Source organism: Roseburia sp., from assembly GCF_041325975.1.
Taxonomy (GTDB): Bacteria; Bacillota; Clostridia; order Lachnospirales; family Lachnospiraceae; genus Roseburia; species Roseburia rectibacter.
In genome coordinates, this window is record NZ_JBGLEJ010000004.1 from 555,001 (window position 1) to 579,869 (window position 24,869).

A 24,869-nucleotide genomic window follows, 5' to 3' on the forward strand; every position below is an offset into this window, starting at 1 on the left:
ACCCATGCGCCCTTTCGGACAAACGGTTTTCAAGACCGCCTCGTTATGACCACTTCGATACCTCTCCGTATTTGTTTCGCACGAATCAGTGCAAGAAAGATAATACCATCAACTTTTGCTTCTGTCAACAATTATTTTAACTTTTTTTCATTTTTTTCATCCTGCGGATTTTCAAAAGCATGTTTTAAGTACATTTCAGCAATCAGCATATCCTCCGGTGTCGTAATTTTTATATTACTGTAGCTTCCCTCGATCAGCTTGACCGGCTGATTTGTCATCCGCTCTACCACCATTGCATCATCCGTGATAGCTGAATCCTCATTTGCAAGCATTTTGTGGTATGCCTCATATATGAGTGGATATGAAAAACTCTGTGGTGTCTGTATCTGCCATACTTTTGAGCGTTCCGGCGTCATACCGGCATAGCCGTCTTCATCTGCTATTTTGATCGTGTCTTTTACCGGCATTCCTGCCACACACGCATGGTATTCCTTTACTGCTTCCATAGAACGGCAGATGATATCATAAGTAACCAATGGTCTTGCCCCATCATGGATCAGCACGTAGTCTGCTCCATCTGCCGCGCAGAGTCCTGCGTACACGGAATGATAACGCTCGGCTCCTCCCGGCACGATTGCTTTCACTTTACTGATATGATATTTTTCAATGATTTCCCGCTGGCAATATGTTTCCTCATCCGCACCTGTGACAAGAACGATATCTGTGACATCACTTTCTTCAAATGCTTTTAATGCATAATAAAGAACCGGATTTCCTGCCAGTTCAAGGTATTGCTTATGAATATGACTGTGCATTCTTTTTCCGGTTCCACCAGCAAGAACGATTGCTGTAAACTTTTCCATTAGCGTTCTCCAAGTTTTAAATTCGGAACAGCGTTAAGATCTAATCCATCCCTCTGTCCATGTATAAAATCATAATAAGCAGCAACACCGATCATTGCCGCATTATCTGTGCAGAAAATCGGTGACGGATGATAAAACTGTACTCCTTTTTTCTCACATGCCTCCCGCATTCCTTCACGTAGAACTCCATTTGAGGCTACTCCACCCGCAATAGCAAACTTATCCATCTTAAATTCATCAATTGCTTTCATCGCATTTCCGATCAGAACATCTGTCACTGCTTTCTGGAAGGAGGCCGCAACGTCTGCCTGCACGATAGGGATCCCTTTCATCTGACAACCATTGAGATAATTTAACACTGCTGATTTCAGACCGCTGAAGCTGAAATCATATGGACCATCTGCGATTTTTGCACGTGGGAACTCCATCGCATGCGGATTTCCCTCATGTGACACTTTTTCAATCTTAGGTCCTCCCGGATAACCGAGTCCGATCGCTCTTGCAACTTTATCAAACGCCTCTCCGGCCGCATCATCCCTTGTTCGTCCTAATATCTCATATTTTCCATAATCCAAAACCTTTACAAGATGTGTATGTCCCCCGGATACAACAAGACACAAAAATGGTGGTTCCAGATCTTTATTTTCGATGTAATTTGCACTGATATGCCCTTCGATATGATGTACTCCGACCAGCGGAATATTTTTTGCATAACTGATTGCCTTTGCCTCTGCAACCCCGACTAACAACGCTCCTACAAGTCCCGGTCCATATGTAACACCGATCGCATCAATGTCATCTAATGTCATATCAGCGTCACTAAGAGCCTGCTCAATGACCTGATTAATCTTTTCAATATGTTTACGCGAAGCAATCTCCGGCACGACACCACCATACAATGTATGAAGCGCAATCTGTGATGAGATCACATTGGATCTTACATCCCTGCCGTTTACCACAACTGCTGCTGCAGTTTCATCACATGAACTTTCTATTGCAAGAATTTTTATCTCCCTGTCACTCATCTTCCGTATCTCCTTCGGTCTGATAAAATACTAAAATCTTCCATTTTCCATCATTGTCTTTTCTAAGTACATAGGTCTGATTTGTACGTGTAAAACTTTTATTTTCGTCCACAAAATAAGATGCCGTCACATAAGCACAGTCATCCCCATCAATCTTCTGATATTTCACCTCATCGCTGCCGCATACTGATGAGGACTCTATTTTTTTCGACTTATCATGATAGTCTTCAATATCTGCTTTCAGGCTTTTAAAGTAATCATCCCTGGAATTATTTTCAAGCAGCTCGTCATCCATCAGAAGCCTTGCCTGATCTCCGAGTTGATATAACTCATCATCTGTGTACTCCTCATCATAAAAACAGGTGATGATACGATTGTAAAATTTCACAACCTCTCTTGGTGTTTCCGGATAATTTTTTTCAAGATTTTTAGTGATCACTTTCTGTACTTCTGTAAGGTTATCACTATTTTCCGCTGAATTGACTTTTTTCGTTGTAGCATACCAGAAAAGTCCGATAATAACCACAACACAGACAACTGCAAAAATGATTTTCTGTCCATTTTTTTTCATATGAATCCCCCTCTCAATCTTCCTCAAACATCAGCTCCACGCTCTTTCCATCTTTTCCGAGAAATGCGTTAGGAAAAATCTCTCTTACCCGCGGCATATAATCTTCCGCATGCACAAGTGACGGTGAAAAATGTGTCAGCCACATCTCTGTTGCCTCTGCTTTCTTTGCCACTTCTGCCGCTTCATAAAATGTCATATGCTTGTATTGTTTTGCTTTCGCGATTTTTTCTTTTTCTGCATACATTCCCTCACAGATCAGAAGATCTGATTTTTTTGCAGAAGCAACCAATGATTCTGTCGGTCTTGTATCGGTACAATACGTTACTTTGATTCCTTTTCGCGCTGCACCAAGCACCATGTCCGGGGTATAATGCGCCCCATCTTCTGTGGTGATCTCTTCCCCTTTTTGAAGTCTGTTCCAGTATTTCTGCGGAATCTCATGCTCTTTTGCACGCTCCACAGAGAATCTTCCGGCACGTCTGATCTCCACCGTATACCCATAACAGATAATATTATGGTTAACACGGAATGCATGGATATGATATCCGTTTATTTCTATATCGGCTTCCGGTTCTGTTATTTCAATATATCGTATTTCAAACGGCAGTTCCGGTGCGATCGTTCTAAGTGCCCCGACCACGCGTTCTAATCCCTTTGGTCCTATCATAGTAAGAGGCTCTGTCCGCTCTGCATTTCCCATAGAAAGGAGTAATCCCGGCAATCCACTGATATGATCCGCATGATAATGCGTAAAACATATCACATCGATCGGTTTAAATGTCCATCCTTTTTCTTTGATCGCGATCTGGGTTCCCTCCCCACAATCAATGAGTAAACTGCTTCCATTATAACGCATCAATGACGCTGTCAGCCACCGGTGCGGCAATGGCATCATCCCTGCAGTTCCCAAAAGACATACGTCTAACATACAATCCTCCTTGTTTTGCGGAGCAAAATCCGAGCCCATTGGCGAGGAGAGGATTTTACTCCTTGTTTTGCGGAGCAAAATGCAGGTTATACAAATTCCGTTACCTGTTCTTCCTCCGGCGGTATCACAAATTTTCCCACCATTTTTTCATAACAGGACTCACAGATATCCATTCTGTGTATCCGTCCATCCTTTTTATCAGAAAAATATCCCCATTCCTTCTCCACAGTAAGAAATGAAGTATGGTCTTTTTCAGATAACATACAAATCACTTTTCCACAACAGTTACAGTAAATTTTCTGATCTTTTCTGCTCATTTTTTTAAGCCTTCCCATTCTGTGATACAGGCAGACATTTTCTATGAATGCCCGGCATGCTGTAACATTCATGTACAGTACACTAGATATCTATATTATATAAGCAATATCATACCTTATGTAGTGGGAATTACTGGCTGCCGGTCACAATTACTGGCCATATATCATAATATAGGCATCCTCTTTCGGAAGTTCATAAAACCCTTTCCTCACACCATGATTCACAAACCCATTGCGCTCATACAGGCGGATCGCACTGTCGTTCGAGCAGCGGACTTCAAGTACAATTTTGCCAACTGAACGGCTCTCAGCCTCTTTTTTCGCTTCCGCAAGCAGCATGCCGCCAATTCCCCTGCACCGCATTTCCGGTGCAACCGCTACATTGGTAATTTCTCCTTCATCAATTGAAAGATACATTCCAATATAACCAAGGATCTTATTATTTTCCTCTGCGACAAGAAAAACCGTATTCGGCAGACTTAATGAATCCACAAATCCCTGATAGCTCCAAGGCTGTGAAAAAATGGCTCTTTCCAGTTCGCTTACCTGTTCTGCATCTTTTACCTGCATGGCTCTGACTGTGATCATGCTAATCCGCCCTCTTTTCGTTCCCGCTCCGCCTGGGACAATCTTAAATATTCCGGCTTATGCTCTGCAGCGGTCGTGGCTTTTCCCTCAGAAAAATATTTCATGCCAAGCGCTGCAACGGCTCCTGCTCTCTGTTTATTGACATGTGCAGGAGCAAACGTATACGGCACATTGCAGTTTTCTGCAATATATTCTTTGAATACCGGCACTCCGTCCCCTAAAAATGTGACCGGCTGTTCAAACTCATTTACAATCGAAATAATTTCATCTATACCAACTGCACACTGTTCTTTCAACACTTCCATCTCATTGCCTTCAAAAGAGTACAAACCTGTGTAAGTCTGATTTCTTCTGGCATCCATAAGCGGGCACACAAGTCCTGCATGTCCGACCAGATTATAGGCAAGCGCATCAACAGTCGGCACATTGACGATCGGCTTATCTAATGCAAGTCCGAGCCCTTTTGCAGTTGCCGAGCCGATCCGAAGACCGGTAAATGATCCAGGGCCACCTGCGATCGCGATCGCATCGATCGTATTCAAATCCAGTTCTATCATTTTTGCCACTTCATCTAACATTGGCAGAAGTGTCTGTGAATGTGTTTTTTTATAATTGACAGTATACTCTCCAAGCATGTTATCATCACATATGATAGCCACGCTTGCCACAAGTCCTGAACTGTCTAATCCCAAAATCTTCATTGTAAGCTCCATTCCCGCATGAACAAACTATTTTAGCAGCCCTCATGCTCTTTTATGGTAATTTTCCGGTAATCAAAACCTTTTTCCAGATTCTTTTCAATCGTCACATCATATCGTTTATCCGGAAGGATTTCTTCGATCAGGTTTGCCCACTCGATCATGCACAAACCCTCCCCGTAAAAATAATCCTCGTAGCCGATCTCATCCATTTCCTCGATATCACCGATCCGGTATACATCAAAATGGTAAAATGGTATTCTGCCTTCTTCATACACCTGTACGATCGTAAATGTCGGACTTGATACCGGTTCTGTAATCCCAAGTCCGTCTGCGATTCCCTGTGTAAAGACAGTCTTTCCAACGCCAAGATCTCCCACTAGTGTATACACATCTCCCGGTTCTGCCTTCTCCCCGATCTTCTTTCCAAGCGCATGTGTCTCTGCTGCGGAAAATGTCTCATAAACGGTTTCTTTCATCATTCCGTCCTCCATTTACTTCAACTTTACCCTGTACTTCGGCAGCTTATCCTTTGCAAGGTCTGCAAGACTGCGATATTTCTCCCCTAACTGCTGCCTGGGTATCACATAAGCATTTATGCGGTTACTGTAGACCAGCACATTATTTTTCGTAGACATCATTTTATAAATCTGATCCCACAAAAGCTTCGCGTCTGCATCCCCCTGTTTTACAGTTATCCCTTCTTCATCCACGCAGTAATGCAGGCTGTTCTTCAACACCTCAGATGCTGCAATACGCTGTTTTGAGCGAAGATAAAGTGTGACCGGCATATAAAATAAGATCAGCACTCCAAGCAAACTGCCAAGAACTGCATAGGACAACCCGCGTTCACTATATTTCGTACCTGCCGCAATAAAGCAGATCACTGCTGCGATCACGGAAATCCATCCGGATGCACCGGTATAGGTCTGGTACATGTTAAAACGAAACATATCCTTTGCGGTCAATGTTATATCAAATTCCAATCTCATCGTCAATCCCCCGCCATTTTAGAATCAGCTTAGTATAACATTTTTTGAAAAAAAAGAAAAGACGCATTTCCTGCGTCTTTACTCCTGAAAAACAAAGTTGCTGTTTTACCGATACCGGCAAATACCGAAATCAGCTTCACTGCTTATGACTGTCTTCCTTTTAAAATCGGAGAAATGTGTTTGTAAGTCACAAATGTAATGACTACGGAAAACATTCCTTTGACAAAGGTAAACGGCATGTTAAAGCAGATCAGGCACTGTAAAATGCTCTTCATTGACGGAGCGATCAGCTGATATGCTCCGAGTACTGCCTCCTGCGGCATGAAGTTGTAATATACCGGATATACAAGGAAGTAGTTAGAAACTACACTGAAAGCTCCCATGATCACTGCTCCAAGTACGGAACCGATGAGTGCGGTCGTTCTTGTCTTTTTGTATTTGTAAAGAAGTCCTGCCGGCAGTACAAATGCCACACCAAGAATAAAGTTTGAAAGTTCTCCTACGCCACCCGTAGATGTAATGAACAGATGAAGAACATTCTTAACCAGACAGATGATCACGCCACAGAGCGGTCCCATGGCAAATGATCCGATCAGTGCCGGAAGTTCTGAGAGATCCATCTTGATAAATGACGGCATAAACGGCACGGAAAAATCCAGAAACATCAGGATATATGCCACTGCTGAGAGCATTGCTGTCACTGTCAGATATCTCACATTGACTCTTTTTACGGTTACTGTTTTGTTTGTTGCATCCATTTCACTCGTCTCCTTTTCTCTTTCGGAAAATATACGAGGGATTGTAAGCGTGTTTACACAATAAAACCCCGGATGTACAAATCATCCGGGGTTCTCATGTAACAGAAACGTCTTTGCTGACGTCTTATCATTCACATGCTTATCTTCTCTCATCCAGACTATACTGTCGGTTCCGGAATCTCACCGGATCAGCTGCCTTAGCAGGTCACGGACTTTGTAAATGAATCTGATCCTATAAGATCAGCACTCTCTACGTCACCGTCGGTCGGGAATCTGCAAATCTTACTGCATCACCCTGCCCCGAAGAATTAATATTATTTTTTTCGTGTTCTATTGTATGCATCTTTTGCGTATCTGTCAACCATTAATTTTCATGGTCAGTGCAATACGCTGTTTTTTCAGATCAACATCCAGTACTTTGACCTCAACAATATCACCGACACTTACCACCTCAAGCGGATGTTTGATAAAGCGGTCACACATCTGTGAAATATGTACCAGACCATCCTGATGTACTCCGATATCCACAAATGCACCAAAATCAATGACATTCCGGACTGTTCCTTTCAGAATCATTCCAGGTTTTAAATCTTTCATGTCAAGCACATCACTGCGCAGGATCGGTTTTGGCATATCCTCTCTTGGATCACGCGCCGGTTTTTCAAGTTCTTTTACGATATCCTGCAGTGTGATCTCGCCTACCCCAAGCTCTTCCGCCAGTTTTTTATAATCGGATATTTTCCCTGAAATGCCGTCTAATCTGCGTTCTTTCACATCATCTGTCGTATATCCGAGACGCTCTAACAGTGTCTTTGCTGCTGCATAACTTTCCGGGTGCACACCTGTTGCATCCAGCGGATTTTTTCCATCGTTGATGCGCAGGAAACCTGCACACTGCTCATATGCTTTTGGTCCTAATTTTGCAACTTTCAAAAGCTGGTTTCTCGCCTCAAACCGGCCATTTTCTTCACGGTATGCAACAATATTTTTTGCAACTGCCTTGCTGATGCCGGAAATATATTCAAGCAATGATGCCGACGCAGTGTTTAAATCAACACCGACTCTGTTTACGCAATCCTCTACAACTCCACCGAGTGCTTCACTTAGTTTTTTCTGGTTCATGTCATGCTGATACTGACCTACACCGATGGATTTCGGATCGATTTTTACAAGCTCCGCCAAAGGATCCTGCAGACGGCGTGCCATGGATGCTGCGCTTCGCTGTCCAACATCAAACTGCGGAAACTCCTCCGTTGCAAGTTTACTTGCAGAATAGACAGATGCCCCTGCCTCGTTGACGATGATGTACTGCACTTTCACCGGTATCTCTTTTAATAACTCTACAATAACCTGCTCGGACTCGCGGGATGCTGTACCGTTTCCAAGCGAGATCAGCGTAATATGATATTTTGAAATCAGCTTCTTTAAAACTGCTTTTGCTTCTTCTACCTTATTCTGTGGTGCGGTCGGATAAATGACTGTGGTATCAAGCACTTTTCCGGTCTGATCCACCACGGCAAGTTTACAGCCGGTACGGAATGCCGGATCCCAGCCAAGCACAACCTGTCCTGCAATTGGAGGCTGCATCAAAAGCTGCTCTAAGTTCTTGCCAAATACTTTGATTGCCCCATCCTCTGCCTTTTCGGTCAGGTCACTGCGGATCTCACGCTCAATGGCTGGCGCGATCAGACGGTCATAGGCATCTTCTATCACTTCTTTTAATACCGGAGTTGTCTGTGGATTGTCACGCACGATCACCTTTTTTTCAAGATATCGCAAAATATCCTCGACCGGTGCCTCAATTTTTACTGTTAAAAATTTTTCATTTTCTCCACGATTTAATGCTAAAATACGGTGCCCTGCAAGTTTTGCTACCGGCTCATCAAATTCATAGTACATCTCATAAACAGACTCTGCCTCAGGATCTTTCGCAGCAGAAACCAAACGTCCTTTTTTAACAGTCAGATCACGGATACGGCTTCGGTAATCTGCCTCGTCTGAAATACTTTCTGCAATGATATCTTTTGCTCCTGCGATCGCATCTGAGGCACTCATCACTTCTTTTTCCGGATCAACAAATTTTTCTGCTTCTTCCTCTAAAGATGTATTTAACATCTGCAGGGTAATGATACTGGCAAGCGGCTCTAACCCTTTTTCTTTCGCGATCGTTGCCCTGGTGCGGCGTTTTGGTTTATAAGGACGATACAGATCTTCCACCACGACCATCGTCTCTGCCGCTAATATCTGTGCTTTTAACTCATCGGTCAGTTTTCCCTGTTCCTCGATGCTTGCAAGAACCGTCTCTTTACGCTCTTCGAGATTTCTTAAATAAGTCAGTCTCTCATATAAGTTACGAAGTACCTCATCATTGAGTGCTCCGGTTGCCTCCTTACGGTAACGGGCGATAAATGGAATTGTATTTCCCTCGTCGATCAGCTTTACAGCTGCTTCAGTCTGATTTTTACGGATTCCGAGTTCTTCGGAAATCTTTGCAATAATATCCATAGCTGCTCCTTTTTCTTTCACCGGTCTCCATTTTTTCTCCGGCACAGTATATCTATTATAGCGAAATATCCACATGGATTCAAGGTGGCGTTGTTTTTTTCCACATTGCATGATACACTATTGTTAGTATTTGCAAGAATGGAGATTTTTATGGATCATCAATTTTACAGACCAATGCCAGACCGGCGTTCAAAACATATGGAAAATCTTTCCTTTATCATGGGCATCATTGCACTATCAACATTTTGTCTGGTTTATCCTGCACTGATCTGCGGGGCACTCGGCATTGTATTTGCACTGCTCTCACGCGGCGGTGAGACAACTTTTAGCAGCCGTGCCAAACTTGGACTTGCTTTAAGCAGCGTAGCACTTGGTATCATTATTCTGCTGTTAATCTATTCCGTCGTATTCGCCAACGTTTATTATGGCGGCATAGAAAATATGATGCGGGAGAGCTGCAAGTCTTTAGGAATTGATTATAATATGCTGTTTCCGCAGAATTGAGTTCTGATATTTTAAATAAATAGCGGCTTTAAATTTTATAAAAGATTTATACCCCAGAAAAACCGAACCAAATTTTTTATCGCACAGTTAACAATAAGAATCGCAAGTCCGATCCAGAGATACCGGTCTTTATAGTGCATTGCAACTGATAGTTTATGCTGTGAGAGCCGCTCAATTGTCTGGCTGATCAGAAACCATCCACATAATACTGCTGCGTATAACACAAACGGATGCTCAAAAAATGATATCAGAAAATGTCCCTGAAAGAGGGCACGTACCGCTCTGGTTCCTCCGCAGCCCGGACAGTAATAGCCGGTTACGACGTGGAACAGGCATGGGTAGAGATAGTTTTCAATACGAAAGCCAGTTATTTGAGAAATGAGCAGATACATGCAGCAGATGGCTGCGCTGCTCAGACCAAGAATATATAAAATGTCATCTATTTTTTTCTGTTCATAAGTGTTTCTTTTTTCCATTCTCCACATTATATCAGAAATCCGTATCTATACAACCCCCTGCCACCTATGCTATAATTTATTCTAATCGCAGCAGAACTGCTGTATGATCTAAAAGGAGTTATTCACTGAATGAAACGCACATCAAAAGAACTCAAACGTATTGCACGTGATATTTTAAATGACAGATACCGTATTCCTATGGCAGCTTTTGTTGCCACAACACTGATCGCAACTGTGATCGAATCTCCTTTTTCCTTTTCCATGGGCGATAATCCGACAAATATGCAGCTTGTGATCTCACTGATCGCAGAACTTCTCATATCCGTTGTCAGTTTTGTATTAGGATGTGGTGTAGCAAAAGTCCATCTGTCCATGACACGCGGAAATGATTTCAGACTTCGTGATATTTTTGATCCATTCAAAAGAAATACCGACCGCTTTTTTATCGCAGGATTTATATTTTTGCTGATGATCTTTGTCTCCATGCTTCCTGTGATCGGCAGTTTTACTTATGCGGTAATCGTAGATTTTACACTTACTTCTATTGTGATCACAATAGTAACCGGTATTCTTTCCCTGATCTTAAGCTGCTATTTTATGCTTACCTATCATTTTATCGGATATATTACGCTCGATCATCCTGAGTTAAAATGCCGTGAGGTATTCAAAGAATGCAGACTTCTCATGCACGGCAACCGTATGCGTCTGCTTTATATTATGCTCAGTTTTATCGGATATGGGTTATTAATTCTCTGCTCGTTTGGCATCGCATCCCTCTGGGTTGTTCCTTACCAGACAGAAACACTCGTTATTTTTTATCTGGACTGTACCGGAGAATTGAACCGGATTCCAGTCCGCAGTTATACAAATACTGATACAACCCAATTTTGATTCCACAACGCACTTTCCATCGAAGGTGCGTTTCTTATGGGATAAAACCGCAAAACAAAGGAGGAAAATCCTCTGCTCCTGCATAGGCAGTCGCATTTTGCTCCGCAAAACAAAGGAGGATTTTATGAATCAATCTAATCAGAACAATGAACCCATTCGCGATGCCTCAGTTCTTGGCATGCCAAAGATGCTGCTGCTCGGTCTGCAGCACATGTTCGCCATGTTCGGCGCAACCATTCTTGTCCCGATCTTAGTCAACAGTTACTTCGGGGAAGATGTACTGCATGTACAGGTCACTTTGATCTGCGCCGGTATCGGCACCTTATTTTTCCACTTCTGCACCAAATTTAAAGTTCCGGCTTTTCTTGGTTCTTCTTTTGCATTTTTAGGTGGATATGCAACGATTGCTTCCATGGATTCCGGTGTGTTTGCCGATATGTCAAATGCTGACAAACTGTCCTATGCCTGCGGCGGAGTTGTCGTTGCCGGACTTTTATATCTGATCCTTGCACTGATCATCAAACTTGCCGGCGTCAAAAAAGTCATGCGTTTCCTGCCACCGGTCGTTACCGGTCCGATCATTATCTGCATCGGTTTAAGCCTTGCCGGCTCTGCTGTAAATAACGCATCCAAAAACTGGCTTTTAGCACTGATTGCACTTGCAGTCATCATCATTTTTAATATCTGGGGAAAAGGAATGTTTAAGATCATCCCGATCCTGATGGGTGTTATCATTTCCTACTGTGCCGCTCTTATCTTTAACGCACTTGGCATGACAAATGCGGATGGCTCTGCAATTCTCGATTTTACAAATATTGCGGCAGCTTCCTGGGTTGGTGTTCCTGCATTTTCCATCTGCAGATTCAATATCTCTGCCATCCTTGTGATGGCTCCGATTGCTCTTGCAACCATGATGGAACACATCGGAGATATCTCCGCAATCTCTGCAACTGTAGATCAGAATTTTATCGAAGATCCGGGGCTGCACCGCACATTGATCGGAGATGGTCTTGCAACTGCACTCTCCGCATTCTTTGGTGGTCCTGCCAACACGACCTACGGTGAAAATACCGGTGTTCTTGAATTGAGCCGGGTTCACGATCCGAAAGTCATCCGTCTCGCAGCATGCTATGCGATCATATTAAGTTTCATTCCAAAAATGGCTGAGGTGATCGGTTCCATGCCATCTGCGATCATCGGTGGTGTCAGCTTTATGCTCTACGGCATGATCTCAGCGATCGGTGTCCGGAATGTAGTAGAAAACCACGTTGATTTTACAAAATCAAGAAACCTTATCATCGCAGGTGTCATCTTTGTATGTGGTCTTGGTTTTTCGGACGGTCTTACTTTTACCGTTGCCGGAACTTCCATCACACTCACATCCTTAGCGATCGCTGCGATCGCAGGTATTCTTTTAAATGCGATCCTGCCAGGTAATGATTATCATTTTGGCAAAGATCCAAAGATCGATGCAAACCGCGGTCTTGATATGATCCCGAATCTGCATGAAGATACAAGCTATGCAGATGACGAGGAATAAATAATCTGTTGTAATAAATAAAAATGCGGTATCTGCAAACACACGGATACCGCATTTTTCTTTCTTATGATTTTCACCTGTTACATTTTTTATCTGCTAAATATAATGAATCTTAATCACGCCAAAATTCGCCGCTCCGCGCAGATACAGTGCTGCAACACTGCTTCCTTCACTGTGTCCTATCGCTTCCACTGCTCCGAAAGAATGTCTCAGTTCATTCTGTACTTTCCATTCTTTTGGAATATAAAGATTGGTCTCTCCAAAATTGTTTTCCACCTCAATTGATGCAGCATCCCCTGCGATCATTGCATTATCAAAATAAACACTCATGCTTCCGAAATTGTTTTCAAGCCGCGCATCACAGAAATGATCCGAATTGATATAACGGATCGCAGAACCAAAATTATTTTCACAGCGGATATGCTCTCCGCTGCACTGTTCACTGTCTGATGCACCTGTTTTTTCATCCCAGTTTATCGTTTTTTCCCAGGAATTTTTCTTTCTCCGGACATCTTTAAAAATCATCGAAAGTCCAATGCTTAAAAGCAATGCTGCACCAAGTATCGTCCAGTTTGTCAGATTCAGTCTTTCCAGACCAAGAGGTTTTCTGTAAATAATACAGATAAATGCAATTGCAAACGTCATGGAATAAAAGTTTACTTCTCTTATTCCATCCACGAACAGCCAGACAAACATGATCGTCATAAAAATACCAGGTAAACCAACACCGATTTCAATCCCGGTACTGCTGGTCACTAAATATACCGCTGCAAGAAATACAAAAAACAGTCCCCATGCAATATTTTTCTTTTTCATTGACATAACCTTCTTTCTTCTAATTTTCTGATCAATGGTTTGTAATAATACCTTGACACATATACTTTTTTGTGTGTATTCTCAAATGCCACAACGCTCGACGCCGTCAGATTCCGATTGATGGAAAAAATATGGGTGGTATTTAAGATTGTCGACTTTGACACTCTCATAAAAAATCCAGGAAGAATTTCCTCAAGTTCATACAGTTTGTATCTTGCCTCATACAGATCATTCCCCGTATGTGCCACCACTCCACTGTCTGCCGTCTCAAAAAACAATATGTCGTTCATCGGCAGATAATACTCGGTATTTCCTTTGTATAGAACCATCTTCTGAACTGCACCAGCCGCTTCACTGACTGCTTTTTGTATGGCTGCGATCTGTTCTGTCATACCACGGCAGCGGATGATGACTTCTTCCTCTGCCACCTGCTCATCCATTTCGATTTTGATTTTCATACTAATCTCCATTCTTGCGCTGCTTTTAAGCGCATCACAAGTTTGTGCGAAGCACAAATCTTGCGTATGAAAAATCTTTAATTTTTCATATCATTCTCCAGTACTGTACTGCTTTTCATCTGCAACCCATTTTTGTACTTAAAGCAAACCGGTTTTCTTTCTTACTGACAAGATCATTATAAAAAACGAACCACCTGATGTAAATGTTTTTACACCAAGTGGTTCGTTTTCCTATGGTAAGTGGTAATTATTTTACATGATACGGTTCATTGCAGAAAGTGCTCTGACTGCTGTCTGCAGGTAAGGATTTTCTGTCTCATAGAATTTTCCTTCGTCTGCCTTTTCTGCAAATGCAGGATCTAACGGAATCTTTCCAAATACCGGAAGTGTCAGCTCTGCTGCAACATCCTCAATATGGCTCTCACCGAATAATTTGATCTCCCTGCCACAGTCCGGGCATTTTAAATAACTGAAATTCTCGATCAGTCCCAGTACCGGAACATGCATCATTTCTGCCATATTGTATGCCTTTTTGACAATCATCTGCACCAGTTCCTGCGGTGAGGTAACGATCACAATACCATCGACCGGAAGTGACTGGAATACCGTAAGCGGCACATCACCAGTTCCTGGCGGCATATCAACAAATAAGTAATCAATATCTCCCCAGACAGTCTCATTCCAGAACTGTTTTACCACACCTGCGATCACAGGTCCTCTCCAGATGACCGGGTCTTCCTCATTATCCAAAAGCAGATTGACGGACATTACTTTGATACCGTTTTCTGCTTCAAGCGGGATCATTCCCTCCTCTGTACCTACAACCTGACCATGTACACCGAGCATTTTCGGAATGGATGGTCCTGTGATATCCGCATCCATGATGCCAACTTTATAGCCGGCCTGTTTCATTGCACATGCAAGTGATGCCGTCACAAACGATTTGCCGACTCCACCTTTTCCGCTGACAACTCCGATTACTTTTTTTACATTGGATGATGGATTCATCGGTTCTTTTGCGATTCCGTTTCCACCTTTTGCTTTGCTCGGACAGCCTTCACAGCTCTCCCTGCTACAGCTTGATGCGCTGCTGCAACTACTATTTTCTGCCATGTCTCATACACTCCTTTTTATCTTCATTCCTGCAGATATTTTATTCTGCCCAATCTTATCTTTCTGATTCCTGTGCCCGCTTTTTAAATATCTCCTGCAATGACTCCGTATAAGGTGCCCGTGCGATTCCGTATTCCGTCACAATTCCAGCGATCAGTTCATGATCTGTCACATCAAATGCCGGATTAAACACCTTTACATCCTTTGGTGCCATGCGCTCTTTGTACCACATCTCAGTCACTTCCTCTGCCGGACGCTGCTCGATATTAATATCGGCTCCTGTCTTTGTATTAAGGTCGATTGTTGAAGTCGGTGCACAGATATAAACCGGTACATTATAATATTTTGCTACTGCTGCAACCACGGATGTTCCGATCTTGTTTGCCGTATCACCGTTCGCTGCCACGCGGTCGCAGCCGACGAATACTGCATTGACCCATCCATTTTTCATAACCGTTGCAGACATATTATCACAGATCAGGGTAACATCCACTCCGGAGGACTGTAATTCAAATGCCGTCAGTCTTGCCCCTTGTAACAGTGGTCTTGTCTCATCTGCAAACACTTTAAAATGATAGCCCTTTTCTTCCCCAAGATAGATCGGTGCTGTTGCCGTGCCATACTTGCTGGTTGCAAGCTGTCCGGCATTACAGTGGGTTAAAATGCCATCTCCCGGTTTTACCAGTGTCAGACCATATTCGCCGATCTTTCTGCAGACACGGATATCCTCCTGCCAGATCTCTATTGCCTCTTCTTTTAAATATTCTTTGATTCTCGCCACATTCTCATCGGCACGCGCTTCTAAAACGCCCTGCATCCGGTTAAGCGCCCAGCTTAAATTAACCGCTGTCGGTCTTGCAGAGTCTAAATACTCTTTCTGTTTTATAAACTCATCATGAAAAGTATCATAATCTGCCGCACCGCTCTGTTTTGCCAGAAGATAGATTCCAAATGCCGCTGCAACCCCGATCGCCGGAGCTCCCCTTACCTTAAGCAGGTAAATGGCATCCCAGATCTCTTCCGCTGTCTTTAAAGCGATCAGCTCTATCTTTCCCGGAAGTTTCGTCTGATCGATGATAATAATTGCATTATTTTCATCATCTAAGCGCACCGTATCATAATTCATGATATTGTCATTTTCTTTGCACTGCTGCATCTTCGTGACCTGTGCCTTTCTTCTTTTTTCCACTTCTTTTTATTATACACGCTAAAGAAACAATTTTAAAGTCTAACGCCGGTACTTTTTAAGAAACAAAAACGAAGGGAACATTATCTGCCCCCTCCTTTTAATGCTCTTTTCTTTTCATACATTTTAACATCTGCACGGGATCTCGCCGCTTCGAAATCCATATCCTTCTCTGCATCAAATCCGACAAAACCATAGGCAATCTGTATCTTTGGAATCGTATGGCTCTGATTAAACTCCTGCTGTTCCAATTCAAGTTCTTTCAGTCTTTCTTCCAGATCAAAACCACCCCTGTTTTGAATGACAACGCAGAACTCATCACCACCAATGCGGTAACATCTTCCATGGCTGCCAAATACACGCGAAATGATCTCAGCAGCATTTTTGATATAAGAATCACCCATCGCATGCCCCATCGTATCATTGCAGTGTTTTAAATTATTCAGGTCAAATGTCACGATCAGTGTTCCATCTGCCTGTTGTTTTTCTTTTACCCATTCATCATAAGAATTACGGTTATACAGACCGGTCAGCACACCAAATCTTCCAATGATATCTGTCTTAATCCCAGGATTCCTGTCAGTTGAAGCAGCATCTGAATAACAAAATTAAGATATGCCATGACACAGATCGTCTCTGAAATCCATCTGTCTTTTATTTTCCAGAAACACTTCATAAACTGAACAAACGGCGGTATCATCAACATCAGTGAAACTGCCGAAACAAATGCACATGCCGTCCGGCTTGGAATCAGGATCGTTGCCATCTTTGTTTCATTAAAAGACCATATCCCCGTCAATAACGCAAAGACACCAAAATATGAAATATCACGTTCGATTGGAACTCTTTTATGCGCCATCAGCCAGTATCCGATTAAAACAACACCCACCATAATTTCGAGCAGGCTGACAATAACCTCGGCTTCTGAACTGTATAACAAATATTTATACATCCGTCCGGTATCCCCGGCATAAAAATCAATCTTTTTCTGACGGACCTGCGGATATGCTGCCCGGACGATCACAGTAAGTTGTTCTGTCTCTGACGGTACATCCACAAAATTCCATATCACTCCCGGCGAATTGCCAAAAACCGAGTGTAACTGTTCCACCGAATAGATCAGCTTGTCATCCGCATATACCCAGAACAGCCATATGCGATGTAAAAAAACGCACACAATGCCCTGTATCACTTATTTCCTGCGTAGAAAATACAATACGCATTCGATATCCTGTTTTTTATCTTATTCTTCAAATCATGTCCTCTTTATGTACTGCTTTTTCCACAAAAAAATCTTGAAAAAATAGAAGGCCTGCTCTTTTTTTCTTCTTCTTTTTTGGGAAATCTTTCTTCTTCTGAATAATCCGGTACCCAGTCAACGAAAAAAAATCTGTCATCTACATCTGTTCTGCCATTAAAATGCCTGCACATGTCTTTAATGACTTCCATCATCGCATCTGCCATTTTCTCTGCATCCTGTGCCATGCGGTCACAAAATTCCATTCCACGGTCCGGTCCTTCTTCCCCCCAGATACAGTCATCTCCAAGCACTCTTAATTTATTCAGACGATCCCTCTGATCCTTGACAGTGCTGAAAAAACGGCTCACTAAAACATTATGCTCTTCTTTGTCGGTATAACATAAAAACTCTTCTAACAGTGTACCTTCCGAAAATCCGATCTCATAATAATCATTATAAAAGCGGCATATCCGCTCTGCCGTTTTACGGAACAAAATCCCGCTCTGCTGTGGTTCCTTCCAGTAGTGCTTTTCTGCTTCCACAAGCTCTTTGTAAATTTCATCGTACGCAGTCTTGATTTTCGGATCTTTTATCTCGCATTCCATCATAAAGTCAAAATTCATTTCTGTCTTCCTCCGCAAAGTTCACTCCAGATCACATTCTTTAAACGTCTTGTCAATGATGTCGTTCCCGCATCCTTAAGCTGCATGGTAAGCAGCATCGTAAGACCGTCTTTTGGGCTGTTGCAGAAATATGCCCCAAGCCATCCATCCCAGCCATATTCTCCTATTGAAGTAAACAGCGGGGATTTTCCAGGATCTTTCTGGATTCTCAATAAATTGGCATAGGTATATCCGCGAATCCCCTCCCAGCACTGATCTAATACTTCCTGCTGCCAAGGCATTAATGATCCATTTGTCATATATCGTACTGTCTGCGTTTTTAATATCTGTTTTCCCTGATAAGAGCCATCCTGCATTAACATTGACGCAAACTTCGCATAATCATCTAACGTTGAAACCAGTCCTGCGCCACCCGATTCAAATGCCGGTTCCTGTTTCATTGCATTCATGATGCCAAGATGATCTTCCGTATAAAGTTTTAGTCCATCTTCCGTCCTCTGGTACACTTTTGCAAGACGGTTCTGTTTCTCCTGCGGCACATAAAATGCAGTGTCTTTCATGCCAAGCGGCTCAAAAAATTCTTCTTTTAAAAATTCTCCAAAAGACTTTCCACTGATCACTTCAATGACTGCTCCAAGTACATCCGCAGATGTACCATACTGAAAACTTTCTCCAGGCTGGAACTGAAGCGGTATCAGACCAAGACGGTTTGCAATCTCCTGCGTAGTCAGCGCATCTTCCAGATATAAATGTTCTTTGATCCGGTCAAAAAGTTTTTCCGTCTCCATGGAACAGACGCTCGTGATATCTCCACCATACATCAGACCTGATGTCATATTGAGCAGATCACAGATTCTGACCGGTTTCTCCGCCGAAACCAGTTTTCCTCCTTCTGCAACGATCGCATTGTGAAATCCCGGCAGAAATTCTTCCACAAAAGCTCCCGGATCAAGAAGCCCCCGCTCCATTAAAAGCATGGCAGCAGCAGATGTAACCGGTTTTGACATGGAATAAAGCCGTACTATGGTATCACGCTCATATTTTCTGCCTGCTTTAATGTCTGCATGTCCGCCTGCTGCAAATGCCTTTTCCTTTCCATCCTGTATGACCAGAATATTCGCTCCGGCAATCTCCTTTTTTTCTACTGATTTTTCAATCAGTTGTTCCAGTTTCTGACTTAATTCCATTGAAGTTTCCCCATTTCCACACATACTGCTGTAAAAAATCCGATAAATCATATCGTGCTGTTAACGCACTGACAACCGCTGCCATTCACACATACTGTATACACATCAGATCAATATTTTCCTTAACACTTTCTCATCTGCAGTGACAGATCCCTGAATCATTGCCTCACTTCCGCCACCTCGTGCACCGGTTTTTTCGCGGAGCAGGGCGGCAATCTCCCTGCAGTCCTTTGTTTTACTTCCGATGATAAAATTATAACCATCGTCTTCTTTTTCCACAAAAATACCGCAGATCCCGTCATGTGCTTCCACAAGCCCATTGATGGCATTACGCATGACCGGTGTATCAAGATCTGTCTCAAACAAAAGTACATTTTCCTGTTCTGCAGGAATCTCTTTGATCTTCTGATCAATGAGTTTCTGCTTTGCCTGTGCCAGTTTGTATTTCAGATCCTGGTTGGACTGTTTTAATTTTTCCACAAGCTGTGGAAGCAGCTCCTGATTCGCAGAAAGTGTACCGGAAATTGCTGAAATGATCTGTGATTTTTTCTGTTCCTCCTCTAAGGCACGAAAACCGCTTAAAATACTGATTCTGACACCACGTTTATAATTAGAAAGGCTCTGTACATTGAGTGTTCCGATCTCACCTGTACGCTTTACATGCGGTGCACAGCAGGCACAGACGTCCACGCCGGGGATCGTCACGATACGCACCTGTCCCTCGATCTCGATCTTACTGCGGTAATCAAGTGCTGCAAGTTCTTCTTTTGCCGGATAAGTAATTTCCACAGGGAGATTTTTTACGATCACATCATTGACTGCCGTCTCTATCTCTTTGACCTCATCTGCGGTCAGGACACCATTAAAATCCATTGTAACTATATTGTCGCTTAAATGAAATCCGACATTGTCATATCCAAATCTGCTGTGTACGATCCCGGAAAATATATGCTCACCGGAATGCTGCTGCATATTGTTAAAACGATGTGTCCAGTCAATCTTTCCATGTACATTTTCATCAACAGCAAGCGGTTCTTTTAAACTGTGTGTGACCACATCTTTTTTGATCTGTACATCAGTCACCTCTATGCCGTTTATCGTTCCTTTATCAGGACTCTGACCGCCTTCTTCCGGGAAGAAAAGTGTCCTGTCCAATACAACATGGTAACCACTCTCATCTTTATCATGATATGCCTCACAGGATAAAACTTTTGCATCGAACTCTACTGCATATGCATCCTGATCGTATAATTTTTCTGTCATATTCTTCCTCTTTTCTATTGCAATACTGGTGTAAAATCCTCGGTGTCTCCGCAGAAAAGTCCGCCTAAAGAAGCCACGATCTTTTGCATTGCATTCTTTGCGATATCAAATTCTTCCGGTTTTATGGTAACAAGAAATACACACTCACATCCATGTTCTTTCGCAAATGCCGCTGTGATCTCATCTTTTGCCGGAATCTCTGTCTGTTCAATATCAAGCGTTGCTCCATCACTTAATCCTACTTCCAATACACCAGCATCCTCCCAGATCTCTACCTCATAAGATGCTGTTATTGTATCATCATTTGCATTTGTAAGCACATCAAAAATATGACGTACTGTCACATTTTCAGGTGCAAAATATAACCAATCGCCCGGCATATGATTGTTTTCTTTTTTGCTTTTCTTTGGTTTGCTCTGCTGTTTCATCGGATTTTCCTCCGTTTTCTTACTCTGCACTTCGGGTAAACAGTAACATTCTGTACTTTAGTATAGCATAATCTGACATTTTTTCTACTGACATTTCTATATTTTTCTTATATAATTATAGATAATAAATATCATATATCCGGGAGCGGGCACTCCCCTTATATGAAACGTACAGGAGGCACACAGTATGGAAGCATCAAACGTTTATTTTACATCTTTTAAAGCAACAGAGCATGAAAATCTGCTCCAGAAATTACACCGTCTTATGAAAACAGCCGGTTTTGAAACGATCGATTTTACTGACAAATACGCAGCGATCAAAATACATTTCGGTGAATATGGCAATCTTGCATTTCTTCGTCCGAATTATGCCAGAGTCGTTGCCGATTATGTCAAGGAACTAGGTGGAAAACCTTTCCTCACTGACTGCAATACTTTATATGTCGGCAGCCGTAAAAATGCCTTAGACCATCTTGAGACAGCTTATGTCAATGGATTTTCCCCTTACCAGACCGGATGCCATGTCATCATCGGTGACGGCTTAAAAGGTACGGATGAGACGATCGTTCCGATCGACGGTGAATATGTCAAAGAAGCAAAGATCGGACATGCTATCATGGATGCAGATGTTTTTATTTCCCTGACGCATTTCAAAGGTCACGAGATGGCAGGTTTTGGCGGTGCACTCAAAAACATCGGCATGGGATGTGGTTCAAGAGCCGGAAAAATGGAGCAGCACTGCGATGGCAAACCAAGTGTAGACCAGTCCTTATGTGTCGGATGTGGTGCCTGCAGCCGGATCTGTGCGCACGGTGCACCACAGTTTAAAGATCATAAAGCATCGATCGATCATGATAAATGTGTCGGATGCGGGCGCTGCTTAGCTGTATGTCCGAAGGATGCGATCGCTGCTGATTACAATGATTCCATCGCCATGCTCAACTATAAGATGGCAGAATACAGTTTAGCTGTCTGCAAAGACCGTCCGTGTTTCCATGTTTCACTGATCTGCGACGTTTCACCCAATTGTGACTGTCATGCAGAAAACGATATTCCGATCATTCCAAATGTCGGTATGTTAGCATCTTTCGATCCGGTCGCACTTGACGTTGCCTGTGCTGATCTGTGCAACCAGATGACTCCGGTGGAAAACAGTGTCCTTGGTGAAAATATAAAAGTTCATGGCAATGAGAAAGATCACGATCATTTCCATATGACACATCCGGATACGGAGTGGAGAAGCTGCATTTCTCATGCAGTGAAGATCGGACTGGGAAGTGACCAGTATAAGCTGATTACGCTTTAGTGCATTTGAAATTGATATTCAGCCTAATGACCTGCCAGAATTTTTATCTGCCACATTGCATTACACGAATCATTTCACAGACTGCCAAACCAATAATACGAAATATTTTAAATTTTTCCATAATCACCACAATTTGTTTATTTCGACAGTTTTGAAATGAACACCATAAAAATTTACATACCGCCAAGGGTGTAAAATGAGTTCCCCGGCGAAGGGTGGTTCACAACTTAGCGGCTGGCAAATTGCATCAAGCCAGGATTCGTTTTGTGACTTTGGGAGAAAATTAGACAATCTTAGTCTGCCTGTTCACGATACAGTGTTGTGCTGCCACGGATGGCAGCACAAGTCTTAATGCCCCTGGACGGGGCGTTTAAGACGCACACGTCACTCCGAGAAACACTAAATCAGGCTGACTTAGCTTGCCTTATTTTCGGACAACGAAACAAAACAGTCCCGGCTTGATGCAATTTGCCACTCACAAAACTGCGCCCCTTCGCCGGGGAACTCAAATCACACCCGAACCATCATTTATCACGCAGCTCCCATCATATTTAACCCAATCACATCATAATACCCGAAAAAAGCTACCGCAATTTATGCGATAGCTTTTTTCATCATATCATAAATCAACCTTATACTTCTGACTCTTTTGCATTATCCAACGCGATCAGTTTGGAAATGATCTCCTCACAGATCTGCGTGACATTTTTTCCATCAGTGGCAACTGTAATATCTGCAACAGCCTCATAACGGTCTTTTCGTTTGTCCATCAGGCTGCTGATAAACTCAACATTCATGTTATTGTTCAGGATCGGGCGTTCATCACTGTCTTTGACACGCTCATAGATCGTCTCAGGTTTTGCAGTCAGAAGTACGACACGTCCATTCTTTTTCATGTGATCGGTATTCTCTTCTCTCATGACAACACCACCACCACAGGAAACGATCGTCTGTTTTCTCTTCTGCATTTCGATTAAAGTATTACTCTCTAAGTTACGGAAATATGCCTCACCGTATTCATCAAAGATCTCAGAAATGGACATACCCTGTTTTTCTACGATCATCTGATCCATCTCCACACGATCCATTTCAAGTTTATCTTTCAGCTCACCGGCGATCGTACTCTTTCCTGCTCCCATGAATCCGATCAGGAAAATATTGTAATCAAACAGGCTCTTTGCCTGAATACGTCGGCTGTTTTTCATGATATATTTGAAAATATCAAGAATCTCTTCCTCAAACTCATTATCACCAAGTTTGTTCTTTAATGCGTCTGTCTGCTTCTTTTCCTGTTCCGGCTGTAAGATTGGAATACCGGTTGCTTTCTTATAAGAAATGATTTCCTGTATATATGACATTCGAACCGCAAGCTGTTCGATGATAATATCATCACATTCTCCAATTTTATCACGGATTGCTTCTATCTTATCCATTATAATTTACCTGCACTTTCCTCTTTATTCTATAAAAAGCATTATAACAAGATACCTTTCATTCCGCAAGCAAAATATTTTAACACTTTAAAGTATTTATGTTTTAAAGTGGATGATATCATTTTTTACAGCTTTTTATTCAACCACATCTTTCATATCACCAAGATATGCATCAATCAGATCTTCAGAAATATTGTTTTCAATCGACTCATACACAGGTTTACAAAGTTCCCGGATCTGGCTATACATCTCATCACTCAGTGAAATGATCTTTGTACCGCTCTCTTCAATTGTCTGGATACGGGATGCGATACGCTCATCCGACTGCTCTCTGGCATATTCTTTTGCCGTCTCCGCAGCTTCCCGGATAATCTCCTGCTGTTCATCTGTTAAACCCTCAAAAAACTCATCACTGACGATCAGTGAGATCAGGTGTGGCAGATGGTTTGTCTCAACAACATAGTCCTGCTGTTCATACAACTTATTAGAAACAATAACCTCGTATGGATTTTCCTGCGCATCAATGGTTCCCTGCTGCAACCCGATATAAACCTCTGAAAATGTCATCGGTGTCGGACTTGCACCAAGTGCTTTCCAGTAAGCCATATGATAGGAGTTTTCCATGGTACGGATCTTCTGTCCCTTAAAATCAGAAATAGACTGTACATTACGGTTTGTCGTCATGACACGGAATCCCTGATCGGCATATCCCAAAAGAACATATCCTGCATCTCCATATACCTGCTGCATCATGGAAAGGAAGTCAGGGTTATCCACATGTTCCCGCACTTCATCGATGGTTTCAAACACTGCCGGCATATCAAATACTGCAACATCCGGCATAAAAGTTACCTGCGGTGCCGTGTTCTGTACCACAAAAGGAATATCCCCTTCTTTACAGGATTCTAATAATTCCCTGTCTCCGCCAAGTACACTGTTTGGATAAACAGAAATCAGCATAGTTCCATCACTTAAGCGTTCCACTTCTTCAGCAAATTTCTCCGCATAGATCTGTGTGACTGTATCCTCCGGACTCGAACTTCCAAGCGGCCATGCATACCGTTGTACTCTCACCTGATCCTGTGCGTCTTTATTTCCGCAGCCGCTCATCAAAAGTACCGCACCTGCAAGCACTCCGCACACTATTTTTTTCTTATAATTTTTCAATTATTTGCCCT

At 42.6% G+C, this 24,869-nt stretch carries 28 protein-coding genes, 1 tRNA gene and 1 riboswitch (1 of these 30 running past the window's edge); of the genes, 4 read left to right on the forward strand and 25 right to left on the reverse strand.

All coding sequences use genetic code 11. From position 1 onward, the window contains the following. The 12 genes from ACDD58_RS05920 to ACDD58_RS05975 form a co-directional block, all read right to left on the reverse strand. A tRNA-Ser gene (locus tag ACDD58_RS05920) sits at positions 1 to 67 on the reverse strand; it reaches 19 nt to the left of the window's first position. 64 nt (positions 68 to 131) lie between these two features. Then, positions 132 to 863, reverse strand: a complete 732-nt coding sequence (ispD, locus tag ACDD58_RS05925; RefSeq protein WP_117922344.1) for a 2-C-methyl-D-erythritol 4-phosphate cytidylyltransferase — start codon at positions 861 to 863, stop codon at positions 132 to 134. Continuing rightward, complete coding sequence (tsaD, locus tag ACDD58_RS05930) at positions 863 to 1,888, reverse strand: tRNA (adenosine(37)-N6)-threonylcarbamoyltransferase complex transferase subunit TsaD (protein ID WP_117922343.1); 1,026 nt, start codon at positions 1,886 to 1,888, stop codon at positions 863 to 865. Before tsaD ends, ispD begins: the two co-directional genes overlap by 1 nt. Next, the gene (locus tag ACDD58_RS05935; protein WP_241070890.1) at positions 1,881 to 2,459 is read right to left on the reverse strand and encodes a DUF6715 family protein; all 579 of its coding nucleotides are present in this window, start codon (positions 2,457 to 2,459) and stop codon (positions 1,881 to 1,883) included. The genes tsaD and ACDD58_RS05935 overlap by 8 nt, the downstream gene beginning before the upstream one ends. A 13-nt stretch (positions 2,460 to 2,472) precedes the next feature. Further along, positions 2,473 to 3,387, reverse strand: a complete 915-nt coding sequence (locus tag ACDD58_RS05940; protein WP_118210508.1) for a ribonuclease Z — start codon at positions 3,385 to 3,387, stop codon at positions 2,473 to 2,475. Positions 3,388 to 3,473: 86 nt separating this feature from the next. Beyond that, positions 3,474 to 3,704, reverse strand: coding sequence for a hypothetical protein (locus tag ACDD58_RS05945; protein WP_117922346.1), 231 nt, complete (start codon positions 3,702 to 3,704; stop codon positions 3,474 to 3,476). Between the two features lie 150 nt (positions 3,705 to 3,854). After that, positions 3,855 to 4,292, reverse strand: a complete 438-nt coding sequence (gene rimI / locus ACDD58_RS05950) for a ribosomal protein S18-alanine N-acetyltransferase (RefSeq protein WP_118210509.1) — start codon at positions 4,290 to 4,292, stop codon at positions 3,855 to 3,857. Then, positions 4,289 to 4,993, reverse strand: a complete 705-nt coding sequence (tsaB, locus tag ACDD58_RS05955) for a tRNA (adenosine(37)-N6)-threonylcarbamoyltransferase complex dimerization subunit type 1 TsaB (RefSeq protein ID WP_370776384.1) — start codon at positions 4,991 to 4,993, stop codon at positions 4,289 to 4,291. Before tsaB ends, rimI begins: the two co-directional genes overlap by 4 nt. A gap of 32 nt (positions 4,994 to 5,025) precedes the next feature. Then, entirely contained in the window at positions 5,026 to 5,469 is a 444-nt protein-coding gene (tsaE, locus tag ACDD58_RS05960; protein ID WP_117922338.1) for a tRNA (adenosine(37)-N6)-threonylcarbamoyltransferase complex ATPase subunit type 1 TsaE, read from the reverse strand. Positions 5,470 to 5,484: 15 nt separating this feature from the next. Next, entirely contained in the window at positions 5,485 to 5,982 is a 498-nt protein-coding gene (locus ACDD58_RS05965) for a YcxB family protein (RefSeq protein WP_370776385.1), read from the reverse strand. A 143-nt stretch (positions 5,983 to 6,125) separates the two neighbouring features. Then, the gene (locus tag ACDD58_RS05970) at positions 6,126 to 6,740 is read right to left on the reverse strand and encodes an ECF transporter S component (protein WP_186900535.1); all 615 of its coding nucleotides are present in this window, start codon (positions 6,738 to 6,740) and stop codon (positions 6,126 to 6,128) included. A gap of 137 nt (positions 6,741 to 6,877) precedes the next feature. Then, positions 6,878 to 7,052, reverse strand: a riboswitch (FMN riboswitch). A gap of 45 nt (positions 7,053 to 7,097) precedes the next feature. Continuing rightward, on the reverse strand, positions 7,098 to 9,245 hold the full coding sequence (locus ACDD58_RS05975) for a Tex family protein (RefSeq protein ID WP_186900546.1): 2,148 nt from the start codon (positions 9,243 to 9,245) through the stop codon (positions 7,098 to 7,100). 150 nt (positions 9,246 to 9,395) lie between these two features. Here ACDD58_RS05975 and ACDD58_RS05980 point away from each other — a divergent pair, with 150 nt between their 5' ends. Beyond that, entirely contained in the window at positions 9,396 to 9,749 is a 354-nt protein-coding gene (locus ACDD58_RS05980; protein ID WP_243006926.1) for a hypothetical protein, read from the forward strand. 35 nt (positions 9,750 to 9,784) lie between these two features. Here the strand turns inward: ACDD58_RS05980 and ACDD58_RS05985 are convergent, their stop codons facing one another. Beyond that, positions 9,785 to 10,225 (reverse strand): DUF2752 domain-containing protein, encoded by a 441-nt coding sequence (locus ACDD58_RS05985; protein WP_370776387.1) that lies wholly within the window; start codon positions 10,223 to 10,225, stop codon positions 9,785 to 9,787. A gap of 111 nt (positions 10,226 to 10,336) precedes the next feature. Here ACDD58_RS05985 and ACDD58_RS05990 point away from each other — a divergent pair, with 111 nt between their 5' ends. Both ACDD58_RS05990 and ACDD58_RS05995 read left to right on the forward strand, forming a co-directional pair. Continuing rightward, on the forward strand, positions 10,337 to 11,098 hold the full coding sequence (locus ACDD58_RS05990) for a DUF975 family protein (RefSeq protein ID WP_370776389.1): 762 nt from the start codon (positions 10,337 to 10,339) through the stop codon (positions 11,096 to 11,098). Between the two features lie 124 nt (positions 11,099 to 11,222). After that, entirely contained in the window at positions 11,223 to 12,638 is a 1,416-nt protein-coding gene (locus tag ACDD58_RS05995; protein ID WP_117922332.1) for a uracil-xanthine permease family protein, read from the forward strand. A gap of 96 nt (positions 12,639 to 12,734) precedes the next feature. Here the strand turns inward: ACDD58_RS05995 and ACDD58_RS06000 are convergent, their stop codons facing one another. The 10 genes from ACDD58_RS06000 to ACDD58_RS06045 form a co-directional block, all read right to left on the reverse strand. Next, positions 12,735 to 13,454 carry a LiaF domain-containing protein gene (locus ACDD58_RS06000; RefSeq protein ID WP_118210512.1) on the reverse strand — a complete coding sequence of 240 codons (720 nt, stop codon included), beginning with the start codon at positions 13,452 to 13,454 and terminating at the stop codon, positions 12,735 to 12,737. Beyond that, complete coding sequence (locus ACDD58_RS06005; protein WP_118210513.1) at positions 13,451 to 13,912, reverse strand: LytTR family DNA-binding domain-containing protein; 462 nt, start codon at positions 13,910 to 13,912, stop codon at positions 13,451 to 13,453. Before ACDD58_RS06005 ends, ACDD58_RS06000 begins: the two co-directional genes overlap by 4 nt. 252 nt (positions 13,913 to 14,164) lie before the next feature. Further along, positions 14,165 to 15,025: an Mrp/NBP35 family ATP-binding protein gene (locus tag ACDD58_RS06010; RefSeq protein ID WP_117922329.1), complete on the reverse strand. Its 861-nt coding sequence runs from the start codon at positions 15,023 to 15,025 to the stop codon at positions 14,165 to 14,167. A gap of 55 nt (positions 15,026 to 15,080) precedes the next feature. Continuing rightward, positions 15,081 to 16,181, reverse strand: a complete 1,101-nt coding sequence (gene mtnA, locus ACDD58_RS06015; RefSeq protein WP_370777457.1) for an S-methyl-5-thioribose-1-phosphate isomerase — start codon at positions 16,179 to 16,181, stop codon at positions 15,081 to 15,083. Positions 16,182 to 16,294: 113 nt separating this feature from the next. Further along, the gene (locus ACDD58_RS06020; RefSeq protein ID WP_370776394.1) at positions 16,295 to 16,747 is read right to left on the reverse strand and encodes a GGDEF domain-containing protein; all 453 of its coding nucleotides are present in this window, start codon (positions 16,745 to 16,747) and stop codon (positions 16,295 to 16,297) included. Further along, a complete protein-coding gene (locus tag ACDD58_RS06025; RefSeq protein WP_370776396.1) occupies positions 16,741 to 17,388 on the reverse strand; it encodes a hypothetical protein in 648 nt (215 codons plus the stop codon). The genes ACDD58_RS06020 and ACDD58_RS06025 overlap by 7 nt, the downstream gene beginning before the upstream one ends. 89 nt (positions 17,389 to 17,477) lie before the next feature. Then, entirely contained in the window at positions 17,478 to 18,074 is a 597-nt protein-coding gene (locus tag ACDD58_RS06030; protein WP_117922325.1) for a hypothetical protein, read from the reverse strand. Continuing rightward, positions 18,071 to 19,261, reverse strand: coding sequence for a serine hydrolase (locus tag ACDD58_RS06035; protein WP_118210537.1), 1,191 nt, complete (start codon positions 19,259 to 19,261; stop codon positions 18,071 to 18,073). The genes ACDD58_RS06030 and ACDD58_RS06035 overlap by 4 nt, the downstream gene beginning before the upstream one ends. Before the next feature lie 105 nt (positions 19,262 to 19,366). Continuing rightward, complete coding sequence (locus tag ACDD58_RS06040) at positions 19,367 to 20,524, reverse strand: alanine--tRNA ligase-related protein (protein WP_370776398.1); 1,158 nt, start codon at positions 20,522 to 20,524, stop codon at positions 19,367 to 19,369. Between the two features lie 14 nt (positions 20,525 to 20,538). After that, positions 20,539 to 20,952 carry a hypothetical protein gene (locus tag ACDD58_RS06045; RefSeq protein WP_370776400.1) on the reverse strand — a complete coding sequence of 138 codons (414 nt, stop codon included), beginning with the start codon at positions 20,950 to 20,952 and terminating at the stop codon, positions 20,539 to 20,541. Positions 20,953 to 21,139: 187 nt separating this feature from the next. Between ACDD58_RS06045 and ACDD58_RS06050 the strand changes: the two genes are divergently transcribed. Next, positions 21,140 to 22,258 carry a DUF362 domain-containing protein gene (locus ACDD58_RS06050; RefSeq protein WP_186900539.1) on the forward strand — a complete coding sequence of 373 codons (1,119 nt, stop codon included), beginning with the start codon at positions 21,140 to 21,142 and terminating at the stop codon, positions 22,256 to 22,258. 632 nt (positions 22,259 to 22,890) lie between these two features. Here the strand turns inward: ACDD58_RS06050 and ACDD58_RS06055 are convergent. Continuing rightward, positions 22,891 to 23,691: a shikimate kinase gene (locus tag ACDD58_RS06055; RefSeq protein ID WP_117922320.1), complete on the reverse strand. Its 801-nt coding sequence runs from the start codon at positions 23,689 to 23,691 to the stop codon at positions 22,891 to 22,893. 135 nt (positions 23,692 to 23,826) lie between these two features. Further along, positions 23,827 to 24,858, reverse strand: coding sequence for a TRAP transporter substrate-binding protein (locus tag ACDD58_RS06060; RefSeq protein WP_370776402.1), 1,032 nt, complete (start codon positions 24,856 to 24,858; stop codon positions 23,827 to 23,829). Positions 24,859 to 24,869 lie beyond the last annotated feature (11 nt).